Origin of the sequence: Rothia mucilaginosa (genome assembly GCF_964211445.1) — a bacterium.
Taxonomy (GTDB): Bacteria; Actinomycetota; Actinomycetes; order Actinomycetales; family Micrococcaceae; genus Rothia; species Rothia mucilaginosa_E.
Map to the genome: position 1 here is coordinate 29,477 of NZ_CAXOQT010000013.1, position 17,761 is coordinate 47,237.

A 17,761-nucleotide genomic window follows, 5' to 3' on the forward strand; every position below is an offset into this window, starting at 1 on the left:
AAGAAACCCTCCCGCCGCATCCTGAGAGAACGCAACGGGAGGGCAGAAACCAAACAGCCTAGAGAGCGGACACCGGCTTATGGGTCACCTGACGCATAAACGGAATGGTCGCCAGCAGGCCCGCGTAGACCAGCACCAGACCCAGCGCAATAGCGCCGAAGGTCAGACCGAACATCTTCGCCAGAACCTCACCGGGAAGGCCCTGAGCCGCAATCAAAGCCGTCAGAGGCAGACCCAGCAGTGCAGAAATCACGCTGATGAGCACCAGCGGGCCGAAGACCACGGTCAGGCGCGAAGCCTGCAGCGTCTTTGTGGGGGTACCCATCATATTCAGCGAAGAGTACAGCGAACCGCGCTCGTAAATGGCGGCGCTCTGGTTCAGCACTGCGGAGAGGGTCACCAGCAGGTACGAGAAGAACAGCATGAGCAGCATGCCCTGGAACATGTCCTGCATGATGGTCATGAAGGGGCCGGCGGCGGGACCGGCTTCCTTCGCGTCCTTGCTCATCTCACCCGCCAGAATCAGGATGGGGCCGAAGAAAGTCACCAAGAAGGTCGACAGAGCCACACCCGAAACCTGACGCCACGCACCGCGCGGAGACTCCAGCACCGCACGGTAACCCAGCAGAACCGACGCCTTCTGGGTCATGCGCACACGAATCTTTGCGTACGCCCACACCAGGAAGGTACCAATCAGGTCGATAGCAACCATCATCAGCAAACCCGGCAGAGCAATGAAAATCGCCAGGTTCTTAATAGCGCTATCGGCACCGCCGTCCTGGAAGGGCGAGAACATCTTGAAGCCCGTAGAGGTCGACGCCAGAATCATCACGGCAATCACCAGAACAACACCGATACCCAGGGCAATGTAACCGGCAGAACCAGCCTTCGCGCGGGTACGCACACCCAGCGGGCTGATGCTGACCTTCGCCAGACCGAAGAGCGAGCTCAGAGCCGCCAGGGCCATACAACCCAGGAAGCAGTAGAAAATCATGCTCACCGGCAGGAGCATATTCTGAGCACCCAGCGGAACATTCATGAAGTGCATGGCACCGAACGGGAAAATCAGCACCAGGTAAAGCAACAGACCGATGATGAAGCCCACGAGGGAGTACACCAGCGCATCCGCCACCGACAGACCCACAATCAGTGTCGTGGAGGCACCAATCAGACGCAGGGACGCAAGACGCTCGTCACGGCGGCGGGCACTCAAACGAGCTGCCGAAGCGCCCAGGGTAAAGAGCGGAACAACCAGCACCAGAGCGGCAACCCACGCCAAACCCATGTAGAGCTTCTGAATGCCCATCAGGTTCACCAGTTCGTGGTCAACGTTGGCGGCGTGGTCAAGCCAAGTGCTCAGCGCCTGAACACCACCGGCAACCGTCAAAAACAGTGCCGAGGAGGCGGCAAAAGCCAGCACGGGAAGAATCGCCTGCGAACTCCATAGGGTTCGCTTGGCGAGTAGAGCATAGATTTGCATTATGCACCTGCCTGAGACTGAGCACCCGGATTCTGAACGCCGAGGTTCTGCGCACCGGGGTTCTGAGCGGGAACACCGCCCTGGTTATTGCGCTGATCGCTCACAATCTGACCGTCCTGCAGGTACACCACGCGGGAGCACGCCGCCGCCACGTTCGGATCGTGGGTGACCACCAACAGGGTCTTACCCTGCTGCGGAATCATGGTCAGCAGCAGCGCCATCACCTCACGGGCGGTCTTCGAATCCAGCGCGCCGGTCGGCTCATCCGCAAAGGTTACGGGGGCGCCGTTCACCTGGGAACGGGCAATCGCCACGCGCTGAGCCTGACCACCGGACATCTCACCCATACGGCGATCCAACATCTGACCCAGACCCAGGCGGTTCAGCAGATCAGCCGAAATGGAACGCGCCTGCTGGCGGGGAACACCGGCAATCATCGCGGCGAGGGAGACGTTCTCCTCCGCGGTCAGCTCGGGCACCAGCAGACCCTGCTGGAACACGAAACCAAACGAGTTAGCGCGCAGGGAGGTGCGCTCACGCTCGCTGAGGGACTCCACCGCAACCTGACCGGCGGGGCCATTGAACAGCACGGAACCGGCATCGAGCTTGATAATGCCCGACAGCGCGTGCAGCAGGGTGGTCTTACCGGAACCGGAAGGACCCATAATCGCCACGGACTCGCCGGGGAAAATATCGAGGCTCACGTTACGTAGCACCGGGTTATTGCCGTACGACTTGTGCAGGTTACGGGCAGAAATAATCGCACCGCGTGCGAAGGGCGCCTGCTGCATCTGCTGAGGTGCCTGCGCGGGGTAGCCCTGCTGGTTCTGGTAATAACCTGCCTGGCTCGGCTGACCCTGCTGACCGGGCTGAGCGGAATACTGACCGGCAGGCTGCGCCGCCTGCGGAGGGGTCATTGAGTACGGGTTCTGAGCCTGGAACTGCGGGTTCTGAGATTGAGGATTCTGCGTCATGACAACCTTCATTGGGTATGAACTAACGGAAGTACCCTTCTATCATCTCAGCTTCTCGACGGCTCACCCCTCCGTCTGAGGGCTGAAAAATATGGGAATACCCTGAAAAAATTCGTCCGACCGGGTGCTCAATCGTCCCGCAGCTCATACCGCGGTATGAGCGAGCCTCACGCGAGAATACGCCGCCCACCCCCTTGAACTGCGCCGGGGCAATGCCATACTAGAAGGATGACCGACGCACAGAACACCCCCATCATCACTCCGGTACCCGACCCCGAGGCAGGAACCCGCATCATCTTCCTGCGCCACGGCCAGACCGACTGGAACATCGACCACCGATTCCAGGGCGGCACCGACATCCCGCTGAACGACACCGGCCGCGAGCAGGTACGCACCGCCATCGGCGCCCTGAAGCAGGCAGAAGCCGACGGCACCACCGTGGACGCTATCGTCTCCTCGCCCCTGTCCCGCGCAGTAGAAAGCGCCAAAATCATTGCCGAAGGCATGGGCGTACCCTACCGCGGCGCCTTTGACGGCTTCCAGGAACGCTCCTTCGGCGACCTGGAGGGTCAGGTTGCGACCCGCGAGCTGATTCTCGCCTCCCGCCAGTCCAATAACGCGTACAACGTGGAGCCCAAGAAGGACTTCCTCGCCCGCTCCCTGGCGGCGCTGAACCGTGTCCGCCGCGAATACGAGGGCCAGACCGTTGTGGTTGCCGCGCACGGCATGCTCATCGCCCTGACCATGACCGCGCTGCTGGCGGACCGCCACCCCGAACTGCTCAACGAGGACGGCATCTACCCGATCCCCGTGAACGCCTCCCTCACCGAGGTACCTCTGCAGTACCTGGACGACGCCATCGACCGCCTGCTCGTACAGCACCTCGAGCCCGAGCTGGGCCCCGAAGAGGTCCCGGTGAGCGCCGAGAACACGACCCTCACCCTGATTCGCCACGGCCAGACCGACTGGAACAAGGCGAACCTGATGCAGGGCATCACCGACATTCCGCTCAACGACACCGGCCGCGAGCAGGCACGCACCACCGGCAAGAAGCTTGCTGACATGGGCCTGGAGTTCACCGTGCTGGTGTCTTCACCCCTCTCCCGCGCCTACGAGACGGCGCAGCTGGTCGGTGAACACTTCGACCTGCAGGTACACAAGACCTACCCCGAGCTGGTCGAGCGCGCCTACGGTGCCGGCGAGGGCCTGGACATTCCCGCCCCCGAACGCCGCGCCCCGGAACGCTACTACCCGAACGTGGAATCCGAGCGTGATGTGTACATTCGTGCGGTGCGTACCCTGCGCAATATCGTGCGTGAACTCTCTGAAGCCTCGGGCGACCAGAAGATTATTGCCGTCAGCCACGGCAGCTTTATCCGTCGCGCCCTCTCCGCCGCAGCCGGTGAAGAGTGGACCGTAACCGTGCCGAACGCCGAGCCGCTCACGATTGACGTGCCGGGCCTGTTCGCATGGGATTCGACCAAGCAGTTCGACGAGGTGGGCCGCCTTGTTTGGTAAAGGACAACCCGGTAGCGGTCAGTCTGGCGCTCGCGTGTGGCGGTTGATTCTCTGGCCCGTCACGGCGCTGTACTGTGCCGTGGTGGCGAGTATCGTGTTCGCCCCCGTGCACGTGGACGACAACGAGATGGGCGGCCGCCTCGCGCAGCTACTGGACACCGGCCACGCTGAGGGTTGGCTGCCCGCCTTCATCACCTATTCGAGTATTGAGCAGCTTTCGAACGTCATTATGTTCATTCCGGGCGGTTTTCTCTTCGCCCTGCTGCTGAGGCCGAAGGCTCGCCCGCACGTGCTGTACGCGGGCTTCCTGGTCAGTGCCTGCATTGAGACGATTCAGAGCTTCATGCCGGATCGTACGGGCGACCCGGTAGATGTGCTGATGAACGGTTCGGGCGCCCTGCTGGGTGCGGCGGGTGCTCTGGGTGTGCATCGTTGGCGTCGTGCGCGTCGTGAACGCAAGAGTAAATGAGGTTCTGTGCCTGTTGGAGGCGCCGGTTCCGAGGGTTCTCGGAGTCGGCGCCTTAGGTTTTTGCCCTGTTAGGGCGCGGTAGCGGGGGTTCTTGCTGTCTTGAGCGTTGGGGAGAGGTAAAACCCAACAGTTCATTAGGTCAAACAGACATAAACAGGCAACAGCTCGCAATAAGGTGTGGTTTCTGTAGGGAACATCCGGGTAATATTCCGGCAAATACAGCGTTTTATATTGACTTACCCACAAAAACCCACATAAAATCAAGTATTACCCTAAAGCGTTCTGCCAACTCACTGAAACCATGCCTTTCACGGCTCTATAGCCACGCAGAACGCAGACGAGAACACACAGATTTCCTCCCCACTAGCCCAAAGGAACACCGATTTATGTTCGCAGAAGAACGCCGTGCCGAAATTGCAAAGCTTGTTGCCTCCGCACGTCGTGTCAACGGCGCTGACCTTGCGCGTCGTTACGATGTGACCATGGAGACCGTGCGCCGCGACCTCGCCGCACTGGAAGAAGCAGGTAAGCTCCGCCGCGTCCACGGTGGCGCTGTCACCATTGAGCAGTCCACCTCCCTGGAGTCCTCCATCTCCTCCCGACAGGGCATGAACACCCCCGAGAAGCGCCGCATCGCCACCAAGGCATACCAGATGCTGCGTGACTCCGAGGCGGGCTCTATCGTCCTGGATGCAGGTTCCACCATCGAAATTCTCGCCGACCACATTGGCGCCGAGAACTTCAGCCTCAAGACCGGTAACGACCGCATCATCATCACCCACGCACTGCACATTGCAGTCAAGCTCGCGGAAGCTGAGGGTGTCACCCTCGAGCTGGTCGGTGGCCAGCTGCGCAAGATGACCTGGGCTGCTGTTGGCGCACGCGCCGCAGAGCACTTTGGCACCATGCGCCCCGATATTGCCTTCATCGGTGCCAACGGCATTGAAGCGCACTTCGGCATCTCCACCCCCGGCATGAACGAAGCCATTGTCAAGACCGCGATCTGCAAGTCTGCTCGTCGCGTGGTCCTGCTCTGTGACTCTGCGAAGTTCGGTCAGGAATCCCTGGTCCGCTTCGCTGGATTTGAGGATATTGACACCCTCATTACTGATCGCGAGCCCGAAGGTGCCCTTCGTCAGGCACTCGAGGCCGCAAACGTTGAGATTGTGATTGCCTAATGATTATTACTCTGACCGCAAACCCCAGCCTGGACCGCACCATTGAACTCGGTGCGCCCCTGGCACACGGCGCCGTGCAGCGTGCTGTTGGTGCCGTGCAGGATCCCGGCGGCAAGGGCGTGAATATTTCGCGCGCCCTGCAGGTTTCCGGTGTTCCAACTGTGGCGATTGTGCCCGGTGAGGCCACCGACCCGGTGCTGACCGCGCTGCAGGCTGTGGACGTCGAGTTCGCTAACCTGCCCACCGGCGAGCCGATCCGCTCGAACATCACCGTGGTTGACCCGGACGGCACCACCACCAAGCTGAACGCCCCCGGCACCGTTTTTGATGCCGAGCTGCGTCAGAAGCTGGATAAGCTGGTGGTTGAGCGTTCCAAGGGTGCTGACTGGGTGGTTCTGGCGGGTTCTCTGCCTCCGGGTCTGGAGCCGACCTACTACTCCGAGCTGGTGGCGGCTCTGCGTGCCTCCGGCTACGAGGGCAAGATTGCTATTGATACTTCTGAGGCGCCGCTGATTGCGACCGTCGCCGGTGAGCACAAGCCCACCCTGATTAAGCCTAATTCGGAGGAGCTGGCTCAGCTGACCGGTAGCGATAACTGGGAGGAGCTGGAGGCTAGCCCCGAGCTGACCGCCCGCACCGCTCAGAAGCTGCTTGGTGACGGTATTGAGTACGTGCTCGCCACCCTCGGTGGTGGTGGCGCCGTGCTGGTCACTGAGCAGGGTATCTGGCACGCTGTGCATGAGCCGATTCAGGTTCGTAGCACTGTGGGTGCCGGTGACTCGTCGCTGTCCGGTTTCTTGATTGCTCATACTCGCGGTGAGGATGCCCCCGGTTGCCTGGTTCAGGCGGTAGCTCACGGTTCGGCTGCTGCTGCTCTGCCCGGTACCCGTATGCCTTCGCTGGAGCAGACCACTCCTGAGAAGGTCACCGTTCGTCAGTTGTAGCTTTAGGCTGGGTTTTGTGGCACTGACCAGCATATATTCCCAAAAAGGAATGTATGCAGGGGTGCTACCTCAACACCCACACGCATATACGAACACAACACACACAGGTTGCACACACCTTGAACTCATATAGGGGAGAAAACTGGCACTCGCCGAGCATCTTCCCGCCCCAACACATACCCGAGGAGGGAATATGTCTGATCTGATCACCGCAGATCTCGTCCTGCTGGACGAGAATCTCGGCGAGACCCGATTCGACGTAATTGCCAAGCTCGCCCAGGCAGTCGTAAATGCCGGACGCGCTACCGACTTCGAGCAGCTCTACGCGGCTGCCGAGGCACGTGAATCCAAGACCGACACCGGTATCCCCGGCGGTATTGCGATTCCTCACTGCCGTAGCGCTGCCGTGACCGAGCCGACCCTGGCAATGGCACGCCCTAACCCGGCAGTTTCCTTCGGTGCTAAGGACGGCCCCGCCGACCTGATTTTCTTCATTGCTGCACCCGATGGCGCTGACCAGGCACACCTGAAGCTACTCTCCACCCTGGCGCGCTCCCTGATGAAGAAGAGCTTCACCGCGTCCCTGCGCGAGGCTTCCTCGGCTGAAGAGATCGTTGAGCTGGTTAACGGTGCGCTCGGTGTGGGCGAGAAGAAGGCAGAGGCTAAGCCCGCCGAAGCTGCACCCACCGCCGCACCTGCTGCTGCGAAGGAAGCACCCGCCGCTTCTGCACCCGTGAAGAAGATTGTTGCTGTGACCGCATGCCCCACCGGTATTGCTCACACCTACATGGCTGCGGACGCCCTCAAGTACGCTGCTGAAGAGCTCGGTTACGACCTGAAGGTTGAGACTCAGGGCTCCTCGGGTAACGAGAAGCTGACCCAGGCTGATATTGATGCCGCAGACGCCGTGATTTTCGCGGTGTCGGTGAACGTGCGTGAGCGTAACCGCTTCGCCGGTAAGCCCTTCGTTGAGTCTCCCGTCAAGCGCGGTATTGACGAGCCAAAGGAAATGATTGCGGAGGCTCTGGCTGAGGCTGAGAACCCGAACGGTGCGCGCGTTGCCGCTGCTGTATCCAGCGCTGAGGACAGCGCGGGCGCTACCGAAGGCGCATGGGGCTCCCGCATCTACAAGGCCGTGATGACCGGTATCTCCTACATGATTCCGTTCGTTGCTGCCGGCGGTATTCTGGTCGCCCTGGGCTTCGTGTTCGAGGCAATCACCATGCCGAACCTCGGCGATGTGAACACCAAGGCGATTCTCGAATCGGCAACCCTGTTCAACCTCGGTGATGTGCACTGGACCCTGTACCTGGGTGCTGTTCTGCAGACCATTGGTGGTTTCGGTCTGAGCCTGATGGTTCCGGCTCTTGCCGCGTACATTGCGTACGGTTTGGCTCAGCGTCCCGGTATTGCTCCGGGCTTCATCGCTGGTTCGGTGGCTCTTGCGGTGAACGCGGGCTTCCTCGGCGGTATCGTTGGCGGTATTCTCGCCGGTCTGATTGCGTACGCTCTGGGTACCTTGAAGCTGCCCCGCTGGCTCGGTTCTATGATGCCCGTGGTCGTTACTCCGCTGGTGACCTCGCTGGTTGCCGGTCTGCTCATGTACCTGCTGCTCGGCGCACCCCTCGCTTGGGTTATGACCACCCTGCAGGATTGGCTGACCTCCATGTCTGGCGGTTCTGCTCTGGTGCTGGGTCTGATCCTGGGCGCCATGATGGCTTCTGACCTGGGTGGTCCCATCAACAAGGCTGCTTACCTCTTCGCAACCGCTGGCCTGTCTTCGGGCGCGACCGTGAATCAGGAAATCATGGCTGCCGTCATCATCTCCGGTATGGTTCCGCCGCTGGCTATGGCTCTGGCAACCACCCTGCGCCCCAAGCTGTTCAACGAGAACGAGCGTGAGAACGGTAAGGCTGCGTGGCTGCTGGGTGCATCCTTCATCTCTGAGGGTGCTATTCCCTTCGCTTCGGCTGATCCGGCTCGCGTGATTCCTTCGACCATTGTTGGTGGTGCTCTTGCTGGCGCTATTTCGATGAGCGCTCATGTTGCTTCCCCGGCTCCGCACGGTGGTATTTGGATTATCGGTCTGGCACAGAACCCCCTAATGTTCCTGGTGGCTGTTGTTGCCGGTACCGTTGTTTCGGCACTGGTGTATGTGGTGCTGAAGTCTGTGGGTGCTCGTTCTAAGGCATCCGCTTAAAGGCCGTATAACCTCACCTTCTTTTTGATTGTCTGTTTGCAGGCACGCGCGTGAAGAAACGCGTTACACTGTAGACAAACCACAGATAGGACATGAATTTATGACTACCTACAAGGGCGTCGGCGTCTACGCCGGTCGCGTTATTGGCCCCGTTCTTCAGATGCCTAAGCCCATCGAGGAACCCAAGGACGGTCTGCGTCTGAGCGGCGAGACCGCTGAGGCTGCAGCACAGCGCATCAAGGACGCTTCGGTCCGCGTTAAGGAAGACCTGCTTGCTCGTGCAGAGAATGCAAGCCGTGACGGCAAGGCTGTTCTGAAGTCCACCTCTCAGATGGCTACCGACCGTGCACTCATCAAGAGCGCTATCAAGCTGGTTGAGACTCAGGAGATGGCTCCCGAGCGCGCAATCTGGGAGGCTGCAACCTCCTTCGCAGACCAGATGGCTGCCCTGGGCGGCTACATGGCTGAGCGCGTGACCGACATCCACGACGTGCGTGCCCGCATCGTTGCTGAGCTGACCGGTCAGCAGGCTCCCGGCATCCCCGTCTCTGACGAGCCGTTCATCCTGGCTGCTATTGACCTGGCACCGGCTGATACCGCAACCCTGGACCCCGAGAAGGTTATCGCCCTGATTACCTCTGACGGTGGCCCCCAGGCACACACCGCTATTCTGGCTCGCGGCCTGGGCCTGCCCGCTATCGTGGCGGCTAAGGGCGTGACCGACATTGCTGACGGCACCATCGTCTACGTGGACTCCAACGAGGGCATCGTTGACACCGAACCCACCGATGCTGACCGCGAGGCAGCTATCAAGTACGCAAACCGCAAGCCTGTCGCTGACTTCGACGGTAAGGGCGTGCTGGCTGATGGCACCCGCGTTGAGCTGTACGCAAACGTTGGTGACGGCAAGTCCGCTGAGAAGGCTGCAAGCCTGAAGGCTGAGGGTGTTGGCCTGCTCCGCACCGAGTTCGGCTTCCTGGGCCACGACGCTGAGCCTTCCATCGAGACTCAGGCTAAGACCTACAAGTCCGTGTTTGACGCATTCCCCGGCAAGCACATCGTGGTTCGTACCCTGGACGCTGGCGCTGACAAGCCCCTGCCGTTCCTGAACGTGAACCCCGAAGAGAACCCCGCACTGGGTGTTCGCGGTTTCCGTACTGACTGGACCGTTCCGGGCGTTCTGACCCGCCAGCTGCAGGCTATCAAGGCCGCTTCGGAGGATTCCGACGCCGACATTTGGGTTATGGCTCCGATGATTTCGACCACCTCTGAGGCTCGCAACTTCGCGAACATGCTCAAGGAGATTGGCCTGCCCGTTCACGGTGTGATGGTTGAGACCCCCGCAGCTGTGATGAACGCTGAGGCTATCCTGGGCGAGGTCGACTTCGTGTCCATCGGCACCAACGACCTGACCCAGTACACCATGGCGGCTGACCGTCTGCTGGGCGACCTGGCGCACCTGAACAACCCCTGGCAGCCTGCAGTGCTGAAGATGATCAAGATGACCGTTGAGGGTGCTCAGCGTGCATCGGTCACCGCGGGTAAGAAGAAGTACGTGAGCGTCTGTGGTGAGGCTGCTGCTGATCCGGCTCTGGCTGTTGTTCTGATTGGTCTGGGCGTTGACACCCTGTCCATGAACGCTGGCGCTATCCCCGCTGTGGCTGCGGTTCTGAAGTCTGTGACCAAGGAGAAGGCACAGCAGATTGCGGCTATCGCCCTGCAGCAGATTTCTTCTGCTGAGGCGAAGGAGAGCGCACGCAAGGCTCTGCCGATTCTGGACGAGCTGGGCCTCTAAGCCTTAAAACGATTCCGGGCTCTGCCTGCCGCCCCTCAACGGGGTGCGGCGGCGGTACCCGGGTCCATAAAAATGCCGGGTGCAGAGTTTTATTTCTGCATCCGGCATTTTTTGTACTTGTTAGCGTATGGCTGAACGGTACAATTTATAGAGTAAGGGCGGGTCCTGAAGCGCCCCGTTCATTTAGAATAGGTACTGATATATTTTCGGTTCCTTGATCAAAGGAGAAACATAATGGCAGAGCGCGAAGCCACTATTGCAAGCCGTGTTGGCCTGCACGCACGTCCGGCAGCTATCTTCGCTGAGGCAGCTGGCGACCTCCCCGTCGAGGTCACCATCGCAGCTAAGGGCGAGCCCGCAGATGAGGCTATGGACGCTGCATCGATTCTGTCCCTGATGTCCCTGGGTGCAAAGCACGGCGACGTTGTTGTCCTGCGCGCTGAGGGTGAAGGTGCTGAAGAGGCTCTGGACTCGCTGGTTAAGATTCTCGAGACCGACCACGACGCTGAGTAATTGACTTTCGCCTCTGAGGTGACCGCGAGCGGTGCGCTTCAGATGCTGTGAAGGCTACAGCCTTAAAGCGTGAATATCCCGTCACTTCGGTGGCGGGATATTTCTTTTATTATGAATAATTCATTTTTTATTGAGTTGTTTGTGGGGTGTGCGGTGGTATTTCTCCGATAAATCTTAATGTATATATAACCTTTATTTTTCCTCGGAAATAGCTTTAGAAATATCTCCCCAAATATCTTCTGTACAGTAGCGCCCCGGAATTCTCTACGTATCGATGAAGATATTTGCTGTTGGTTCCGCAGGGCGCTTTTTGCGTGCAAAACCACCGGTCAGAAAAGTGATATTTCTACTCTCCAGTGCTACCGCAGAATCGTGCCCTTGTTAGACTAAATAGGCACTGTCTATCTGGGAGGGACATTGGCAGAATCGAGGAACACCCCCGCGGAATCCAAGCTGCGGGAAGCTTCGCATGCAGGCGAGGCAAACACTGCCGCAACGGAAGGAAGCGAGCAGAATACCACCGCAGGCTACATTGCCGGTAAGCGCGGTTTTCCCCTGGTTTCGCTAGACCAGGTCACCGACGAGCACCTACGCCGCGTGCTGGCGCAGCAGACCGCCTCCACGAAGAGCTCGGAGGGTACTGTCGCCGCTGAAGCTGTCAGCGATGTACTTCAGGAAGCCGCAGCGGACATGGGTATCACCCCTCAGGAGACCGCAGAGCCCGACTGCGATCCGGAACTCTACCCCCACGAGCACGACCACGGAGCACGCACCGTCATCGACCCTTCCCTCGTGCCTGACGACGACCTGGACGCCTACCGCGAGGACCCCAACCCTGTCACCTCCAGCAACCTGGTGACCGAGGCGGCGCTGACCCGCCCCTCCCAGCCGGTGCCCATGACCGGCATGATCCCGCAGGTGCCCAACTCCCACGCAGCCCGACGCTACGGTGCGGAGCCTACCGCCGTGCCGAAGACCGGGCCCGTCTCGATGCCCACGACTACCGTTCCGCTGGTCAGTGGCGGCTCTCGCGGCTTATTTGGACGCGGTAGTGGCGGCCGCTGGGGTTCGCGTCGCCTCCGCTCTTTTGTGCGCACTGAGGAGGCGGCACCCGCCGCCCCGCGCGGCGCACAGCGTATTGCTCAGCGCCAGTTTGTGCCGATGATTCGTACTGAGGAGCATGAGCGTCGTGAGGCGTTCCGCCGCGAGAAGGAGTACGCTCGCGATACGCTGAACTTCACCCTGCGTCTGGCGGAGGCGATGTTCCACTACGGCGCGGACGCTATGGACGTGGACTCGGCGATTATCGCGGTCTCTTCGGCGTACGGGCTGGACTCGGTGGAAGTCGATATTACGAACCAGTCGGTGACCATCAACTACACCTCGGATCCCGATATTTACATGGAGTCCCGTATTGCTAAGCGCAATACGAACGCTGATGAACGCTTCACGCACACCCTGGTGCGTGTGGTGCGTTCCTCCACTGAAAACTATGAGGCGCTCTCTGAGGTCTACGGCCTGATTTATAAGATCACGCGTGGCGGCATGACCCTGGAAATGGCTGATGTGAAGCTGAACCAGATTACGCACCGCCCCAAGCCGTTTCCGCCTCTGGTGGTGTGGCTGGCAAACCTGGCGTGTGCTGGAACCCTGACGGCGGCGCTGGGCGCGAGCTTTGCGACGGCGTTGAGTGCGGCGATTATCTTTATTCCCGTGTACCTGCTGATTCAGTGGTTGAGTTCGATTGGTATTCCGGCGTTCTTCCGCATGGCGGCTAGTGCGGGTCTGATGACCTTCTTGGCGATTTGGCTGGGTGGTGAAGGGTCGATTCTTTCGGTGCTTCAGCGCCAGGGTGAGCCGATTTCTGCGCCTCTGGTGGTGGCGGCGGGCATGATTATGTTCTTGCCGACTCCGCGTCTGGTGGGTGCCGTGCAGGATGCGATTAACGGCTTCCCGGTGACGGCTGCGGGTCGTTTCGTGTCCACGGGCATGAGCTTCTTGGGCCTGGTGGTTGGTATTGCGACCGCGGTGAGCGCGATCAATATTTTCAACGGCCCGACCCTGGACATTGAGCAGCTGCGTTTTGAGCCGACGACCCCGCTGGCGGCGTCGTTCTTCTTCCTGGTGGCGATTGCGACCTTTGCGATTACCCTGCAGACGAAGCTGGTGAAGGTCGGCTGGCTGATGCTGATTACGGGCTGTGGTTTGGCGGCGTATTACAGCTATGAGCTGCTGGCTGGCCCGAGTACCGGTCGCGGTCCGACAGCGTGTGCGGCGGTTGTGATTGGTGCGTTGAGCACGTATTTTGCGTACCGTCTGCATGTGCCTCAGGCGATTTTCTCGATTCCTGCGATTACGTTCTTGCTACCGGGTCTGTCGTTCTTCCGCGGCATGTACCTGCTGACGGTTGAGACGGACGTGATTCTGGGTATGCAGAATATGATTACGGCGGTTTCGATTGTGGTTGCGATGGCTTCGGGCGTTGCGTTGGGTAATTACACGATGCAGTATGCGCTACAGCATTTTACGACCCCGAGGAACGTGGAACCGGCAGAGACTGCAGAATCTTAACCCTATTTTCAAGGGAATATAGCCAATATTGCATATATTGGGTGTGTGGAAGGGGTGGTAGCTTGCGAGTTCAACTCACAAGCTACCACCCCTTCACTGCGCCCTTGTACTGGGTCTTGCGCAGGCTCTTGTGCCCTGCCTAGTAGAGCGTCAGCCTAGCGGACTGTCCAGTCCACCGGTTCAGCACCCTGCTGTACGAGCAGAGAATTCACAGTCGAGAACGGGCGCGAACCAAAGAAACCACGATGCGCAGACAGCGGCGAAGGATGCGCCGACTCCACGCTCGGGTACGGTTGCAGCATGGGTGCGCACTTGCGTGCATCCGCACCCCACAGCAGACCAACCAGCGGCTGGTTACGCGCCACCAGGGCACGGATAGCGCACTCGGTAATCTCTTCCCAGCCCTTGCCGCGGTGCGAACCCGCATCCGACTCGCGCACAGTCAAAACCCTGTTGAGCAGCATGACACCCTCATCAGCCCAGCAGGACAGGTCGCCGTGATCAGCCGGGGCAATACCCAGATCGTCCTGCAGTTCCTTGTAAATATTGTTCAGTGAACGAGGCAGAGGCATGCCGCGGTGCACCGAAAACGACAGACCCATCGCATTGCCGGGGGTCGGGTAGGGGTCCTGACCAATAATGAGGACCTTCACCCCGCTCATCGGGCGGCGAAACGCATTGAAAATATCGGCGGCAGGCGGGAACGTGCGGTAACCCGCCGCGTGCTCCTCACGCAGGAAAGCGCCCATGGCGTGAATCTGCTCTTCGACCGGGGCGAGGGCTGCCGCCCAATCCTCGCTCATAATGCTGCTGAGGGGCTGGTTCATGAATCTCCTCGGGAATATCCTCGGGCTGATGCGGCTCGGATAGTTACGATGCCGAGCGCGCTACGGTTACTTCTCTTCTAGACTGAAGTTCTCTTCTAGACTGAGGTTCTCTTCTAGACTAGGGGATGACGAATACGCACGCTAGGAGACGCCAGCCGCGGCAGGTAAACCATAGACAGGAGGCAACGTGCTAGAACAGGAACACGCTGAAACCGCTGAGACTCAGGCAGAGACTCAGCCGGAAGCAGAGCAGCAGCCCGGCGGTCTGACCCCGGTGGAGCGGCGCATCCTTGAGGTGGAACGCCGCCGCTTCAAACACCAGGGCTCCAAGGAGAAGGCAATTATTGCCGCAGGGTTCACCCCGATTGCCTACTATCAGCGCCTGAACGTGATGCTGGATGATGAGCGGGTACGCGCCGTAGCGCCGCAGATTATTGACGTTCTGCGCGCCCGACGAGACGCTGACTAGGGACCCAATCGGGGGAGCTGTACGAGCTCTCCAACGCCTGCTTTCAACACCGCACATCTCAGGCTCAGGTAGAGATTGAACACTGTGCGGTGTCCGTCTCTTTCACAGCCGGTTGCGGGGCGTTCGCGTTGGTTCCCGCTAATTGAGACGGTACTCTAGGTACTAGAACACCAAGACCGCACCTTCATCTGCCGTGCCCGCGCACCAGACAGGACGGCGCGGTACCAGCCGGTAAACAGAGACCCGTGAAATGAGGATAAATGAGCTACCCCCGCGACGAATTTGACGAGGTAGACGAGAACACCGCCCGCCGTGGAACCTACCGCGCGGTCAACGTCGACCCGGTAAAGAGCCCCAAGGGTGCTATCCCCCTGGTCGCCGCCGGCGTGGTTGGCTTGCTGATTGGCGGCGCAATGTACGTGTACGCGCCGCGAACCGCCTCCCCGCAGTACTCGGCGTCCACCGCGAAGAGCAGCTCTGCTCCCGCAAGCGCGTCGGCGTCTTCTGCGCCGGCTACCGCCTCCGCTTCGGCGAGCCCCACGAAGACCGGCCTGGCTGAGTCTATCTCGGTGGCGGTCTATAACGCGTCTGCTCCGGCGGGTAGCGCCTCCAGCGCGGCGGCTCTGCTGACCGGATACACCATCAGCGAGACCGCGAACTACACCGGCGCGGCACCTGCAACCAGCGTGGTCTACTACGCTGAGGGCTACCAGTCCCAGGCGCAGAGCATCGCCTCGAAGCTGGATATTTCGCAGGTACGCCAGGCGACCGCTAGCGTTGAGATGGGCAACCACGAGGTGATTGTGGTTCTGGCGTCGGATTACACCGGCTAAAACCTAGCCCGCGTCGCTTCTGTAATTACAAGTTTTCTTTCAACCCCACCCGTACAATTCCAATCGTGCACCGGGTGGGGTTGATGCTTTTAACGCCCCTTTTGGTGGGCTTGATGAGCGCAGATTAAGCACTGGGCGATTAACGCTTCAACCTTGGGCTTAAACGTTTGCTCCACGCCGGTGCGGGTGCCACAATTGATGTAGCATTCGGGCGTTCTGCGCCCTACTCTGCCCGCACCCCTGTCACGGCTGTCGTCACGGGTGCGCGGGGGAGGGGTAGCGACCCGATTTTAGACGTACTGCATCCCAGCGGGATGCAGGAGAACATCCTATCGTTCAGGAGGACACTTATGGCAAAGCTCATTGCTTTTGACGAAGAGGCACGCCGCGGCCTGGAGCGCGGTCTGAACACCCTCGCCGATGCAGTGAAGGTGACCCTCGGCCCCCGCGGCCGCAACGTTGTGCTGGAGAAGGCGTGGGGCGCCCCCACCATCACCAACGACGGTGTCTCGATCGCGAAGGAAATCGAGCTGGAGGATCCGTACGAGAAGATTGGTGCGGAGCTCGTCAAGGAAGTTGCCAAGAAGACTGACGACATTGCTGGTGACGGTACCACCACCGCTACCGTTCTGGCTCAGGCACTGGTCCGCGAGGGCCTGCGCAACGTGGCTGCTGGCGCTGACCCGCTGAGCCTCAAGCGCGGCATCGAGAAGGCTGTTGAGGCTGTGACCGAGGCTCTGCTCTCCTCCGCTAAGGAAGTTGAGACCGAGGAAGAGATTGCTGCAACCGCATCGATTTCCGCTGGCGACGCTGAGATCGGCAAGCTCATTGCTGAGGCAATGGAGAAGGTCGGTAAGGAAGGCGTCATCACCGTTGAGGACTCCAACACTTTCGGTCTGCACCTGGAGCTGACTGAGGGTATGCGCTTCGACAAGGGCTTCCTGTCCGGTTACTTTGTGACCGACCCGGAGCGTCAGGAAGCCGTCCTGGAGGACCCCTACATCCTGGTTGTGAACCAGAAGATTTCGAACGTTAAGGACCTTGTTCCCGTCCTGGAGAAGGTCATGCAGTCCGGCAAGCCGCTGCTGATTGTTGCTGAGGACGTTGAGGGTGAGGCTCTGGCTCTGCTGGTGCTGAACAAGATGCGCGGCTCCATCAAGTCTGTGGCTGTGAAGGCTCCGGGCTTCGGCGACCGCCGTAAGGCTCAGATGGCTGATATCGCTATCCTGACCGGTGGCCAGGTCATTACCGAAGAGGTTGGCCTGTCCCTGGACGCAGCAACCCTGGACATGCTCGGTTCCGCTCGCAAGGTCGTTGTGACCAAGGACGAGACCACCATTATCGAGGGCGCAGGCGACGCAGCAGCTATCGAGGGTCGCGTGGCTCAGATTCGCGCAGAAATCGCTAACTCTGACTCCGACTACGACCGTGAGAAGCTGCAGGAGCGCCTGGCTAAGCTCGCCGGTGGCGTGGCTGTGCTGAAGGCTGGTGCGGCAACCGAGGTTGAGCTGAAGGAACGCAAGCACCGCATTGAGGATGCTGTGCGTAACGCTAAGGCTGCTGTTGAGGAGGGTATCGTCCCCGGTGGTGGCGTTGCTCTGATTCAGGCTGGCGTGAAGGTCTTCGACAAGCTGGAGCTGACCGGTGACGAGGCTACCGGCGCGAACATTGTGCGCGTGGCTATTGACGCACCGCTGAAGCAGATTGCTGCTAACGCTGGCCTGGAGCCGGGTGTTGTGGTTGACCGCGTTCGCTCCCTGCCTGCTGGTACCGGTCTGAACGCTGCGACCGGCGAGTACGAGGACCTGATGGCTGCTGGTATTGCTGACCCGGTGAAGGTGACCCGTTCGGCTCTGCAGAACGCTGCGTCGATTGCTGGTCTGTTCCTGACCACTGAGGCTGTTGTTGCGAACAAGCCGGAGCCCGCTGGCGCGGCTGCTCCCGGTGCGGACGCCATGGGAGGAATGATGTAGTAGAAATTTATCCCTGA

14 protein-coding genes are annotated in these 17,761 nt (G+C 60.1%); 11 read left to right on the forward strand and 3 right to left on the reverse strand.

The window, feature by feature from the left end; genetic code table 11:
• Nucleotides 1-58: 58 nt before the first annotated feature.
• Together AB8E48_RS04640 and AB8E48_RS04645 are read right to left on the reverse strand one after the other, a co-directional pair.
• A complete protein-coding gene (locus AB8E48_RS04640) occupies nucleotides 59-1,480 on the reverse strand; it encodes an ABC transporter permease (protein ID WP_368885915.1) in 1,422 nt (473 codons plus the stop codon).
• A complete protein-coding gene (locus tag AB8E48_RS04645; RefSeq protein ID WP_368885916.1) occupies nucleotides 1,480-2,454 on the reverse strand; it encodes an ABC transporter ATP-binding protein in 975 nt (324 codons plus the stop codon). Before AB8E48_RS04645 ends, AB8E48_RS04640 begins: the two co-directional genes overlap by 1 nt.
• Nucleotides 2,455-2,682: 228 nt before the next feature.
• Here AB8E48_RS04645 and AB8E48_RS04650 point away from each other — a divergent pair, with 228 nt between their 5' ends.
• The 8 genes from AB8E48_RS04650 to AB8E48_RS04685 all read left to right on the forward strand — a co-directional run bounded on the left by AB8E48_RS04650 (nucleotide 2,683) and on the right by AB8E48_RS04685 (nucleotide 13,642).
• On the forward strand, nucleotides 2,683-3,972 hold the full coding sequence (locus tag AB8E48_RS04650) for a histidine phosphatase family protein (RefSeq protein ID WP_368885917.1): 1,290 nt from the start codon (nucleotides 2,683-2,685) through the stop codon (nucleotides 3,970-3,972).
• A complete protein-coding gene (locus tag AB8E48_RS04655) occupies nucleotides 3,962-4,441 on the forward strand; it encodes a VanZ family protein (RefSeq protein WP_368885918.1) in 480 nt (159 codons plus the stop codon). The genes AB8E48_RS04650 and AB8E48_RS04655 overlap by 11 nt, the downstream gene beginning before the upstream one ends.
• A 386-nt stretch (nucleotides 4,442-4,827) precedes the next feature.
• On the forward strand, nucleotides 4,828-5,619 hold the full coding sequence (locus AB8E48_RS04660; RefSeq protein WP_070604177.1) for a DeoR/GlpR family DNA-binding transcription regulator: 792 nt from the start codon (nucleotides 4,828-4,830) through the stop codon (nucleotides 5,617-5,619).
• Nucleotides 5,619-6,563, forward strand: a complete 945-nt coding sequence (locus tag AB8E48_RS04665) for a 1-phosphofructokinase family hexose kinase (RefSeq protein WP_368885919.1) — start codon at nucleotides 5,619-5,621, stop codon at nucleotides 6,561-6,563. Before AB8E48_RS04660 ends, AB8E48_RS04665 begins: the two co-directional genes overlap by 1 nt.
• Before the next feature lie 193 nt (nucleotides 6,564-6,756).
• The gene (locus tag AB8E48_RS04670) at nucleotides 6,757-8,763 is read left to right on the forward strand and encodes a fructose-specific PTS transporter subunit EIIC (RefSeq protein WP_368885920.1); all 2,007 of its coding nucleotides are present in this window, start codon (nucleotides 6,757-6,759) and stop codon (nucleotides 8,761-8,763) included.
• A 100-nt stretch (nucleotides 8,764-8,863) separates the two neighbouring features.
• Nucleotides 8,864-10,558 carry a phosphoenolpyruvate--protein phosphotransferase gene (ptsP, locus tag AB8E48_RS04675; RefSeq protein WP_368885921.1) on the forward strand — a complete coding sequence of 565 codons (1,695 nt, stop codon included), beginning with the start codon at nucleotides 8,864-8,866 and terminating at the stop codon, nucleotides 10,556-10,558.
• Between the two features lie 234 nt (nucleotides 10,559-10,792).
• Entirely contained in the window at nucleotides 10,793-11,071 is a 279-nt protein-coding gene (locus AB8E48_RS04680; RefSeq protein ID WP_005504506.1) for an HPr family phosphocarrier protein, read from the forward strand.
• 417 nt (nucleotides 11,072-11,488) lie between these two features.
• The gene (locus AB8E48_RS04685) at nucleotides 11,489-13,642 is read left to right on the forward strand and encodes a threonine/serine exporter ThrE family protein (protein ID WP_368885922.1); all 2,154 of its coding nucleotides are present in this window, start codon (nucleotides 11,489-11,491) and stop codon (nucleotides 13,640-13,642) included.
• Between the two features lie 155 nt (nucleotides 13,643-13,797).
• Here AB8E48_RS04685 and AB8E48_RS04690 read toward each other — a convergent pair whose 3' ends face one another.
• Nucleotides 13,798-14,469, reverse strand: coding sequence for a uracil-DNA glycosylase (locus AB8E48_RS04690; RefSeq protein ID WP_303979504.1), 672 nt, complete (start codon nucleotides 14,467-14,469; stop codon nucleotides 13,798-13,800).
• A 187-nt stretch (nucleotides 14,470-14,656) separates the two neighbouring features.
• On the opposite strand from AB8E48_RS04690, the gene AB8E48_RS04695 reads away from it, so the two are divergent.
• From AB8E48_RS04695 to groL, 3 genes are all read left to right on the forward strand, one after another.
• Nucleotides 14,657-14,938 (forward strand): DUF3263 domain-containing protein, encoded by a 282-nt coding sequence (locus tag AB8E48_RS04695; RefSeq protein ID WP_368885923.1) that lies wholly within the window; start codon nucleotides 14,657-14,659, stop codon nucleotides 14,936-14,938.
• Between the two features lie 260 nt (nucleotides 14,939-15,198).
• Nucleotides 15,199-15,771, forward strand: a complete 573-nt coding sequence (locus tag AB8E48_RS04700; protein WP_368885924.1) for a LytR C-terminal domain-containing protein — start codon at nucleotides 15,199-15,201, stop codon at nucleotides 15,769-15,771.
• 350 nt (nucleotides 15,772-16,121) lie between these two features.
• Complete coding sequence (groL, locus tag AB8E48_RS04705; RefSeq protein WP_049346117.1) at nucleotides 16,122-17,744, forward strand: chaperonin GroEL; 1,623 nt, start codon at nucleotides 16,122-16,124, stop codon at nucleotides 17,742-17,744.
• The last annotated feature ends 17 nt before the right edge of the window (nucleotides 17,745-17,761 follow it).

Excerpts from the sequence above, each read along its gene's own strand:
- AB8E48_RS04660 (WP_070604177.1), top strand. The coding sequence starts at position 4,828 with ATGTTCGCAGAAGAACGCCGTGCCGAAATTGCAAAGCTTGTTGCCTCC.
- AB8E48_RS04700 (WP_368885924.1), top strand. The coding sequence starts at position 15,199 with ATGAGCTACCCCCGCGACGAATTTGACGAGGTAGACGAGAACACCGCC.
- AB8E48_RS04640 (WP_368885915.1), bottom strand. The coding sequence starts at position 1,480 with ATGCAAATCTATGCTCTACTCGCCAAGCGAACCCTATGGAGTTCGCAG.
- ptsP (WP_368885921.1), top strand. The coding sequence starts at position 8,864 with ATGACTACCTACAAGGGCGTCGGCGTCTACGCCGGTCGCGTTATTGGC.
- AB8E48_RS04690 (WP_303979504.1), bottom strand. The coding sequence starts at position 14,469 with ATGAACCAGCCCCTCAGCAGCATTATGAGCGAGGATTGGGCGGCAGCC.
- groL (WP_049346117.1), top strand. The coding sequence starts at position 16,122 with ATGGCAAAGCTCATTGCTTTTGACGAAGAGGCACGCCGCGGCCTGGAG.
- AB8E48_RS04680 (WP_005504506.1), top strand. The coding sequence starts at position 10,793 with ATGGCAGAGCGCGAAGCCACTATTGCAAGCCGTGTTGGCCTGCACGCA.
- AB8E48_RS04645 (WP_368885916.1), bottom strand. The coding sequence starts at position 2,454 with ATGACGCAGAATCCTCAATCTCAGAACCCGCAGTTCCAGGCTCAGAAC.
- AB8E48_RS04665 (WP_368885919.1), top strand. The coding sequence starts at position 5,619 with ATGATTATTACTCTGACCGCAAACCCCAGCCTGGACCGCACCATTGAA.
- AB8E48_RS04650 (WP_368885917.1), top strand. The coding sequence starts at position 2,683 with ATGACCGACGCACAGAACACCCCCATCATCACTCCGGTACCCGACCCC.
- AB8E48_RS04670 (WP_368885920.1), top strand. The coding sequence starts at position 6,757 with ATGTCTGATCTGATCACCGCAGATCTCGTCCTGCTGGACGAGAATCTC.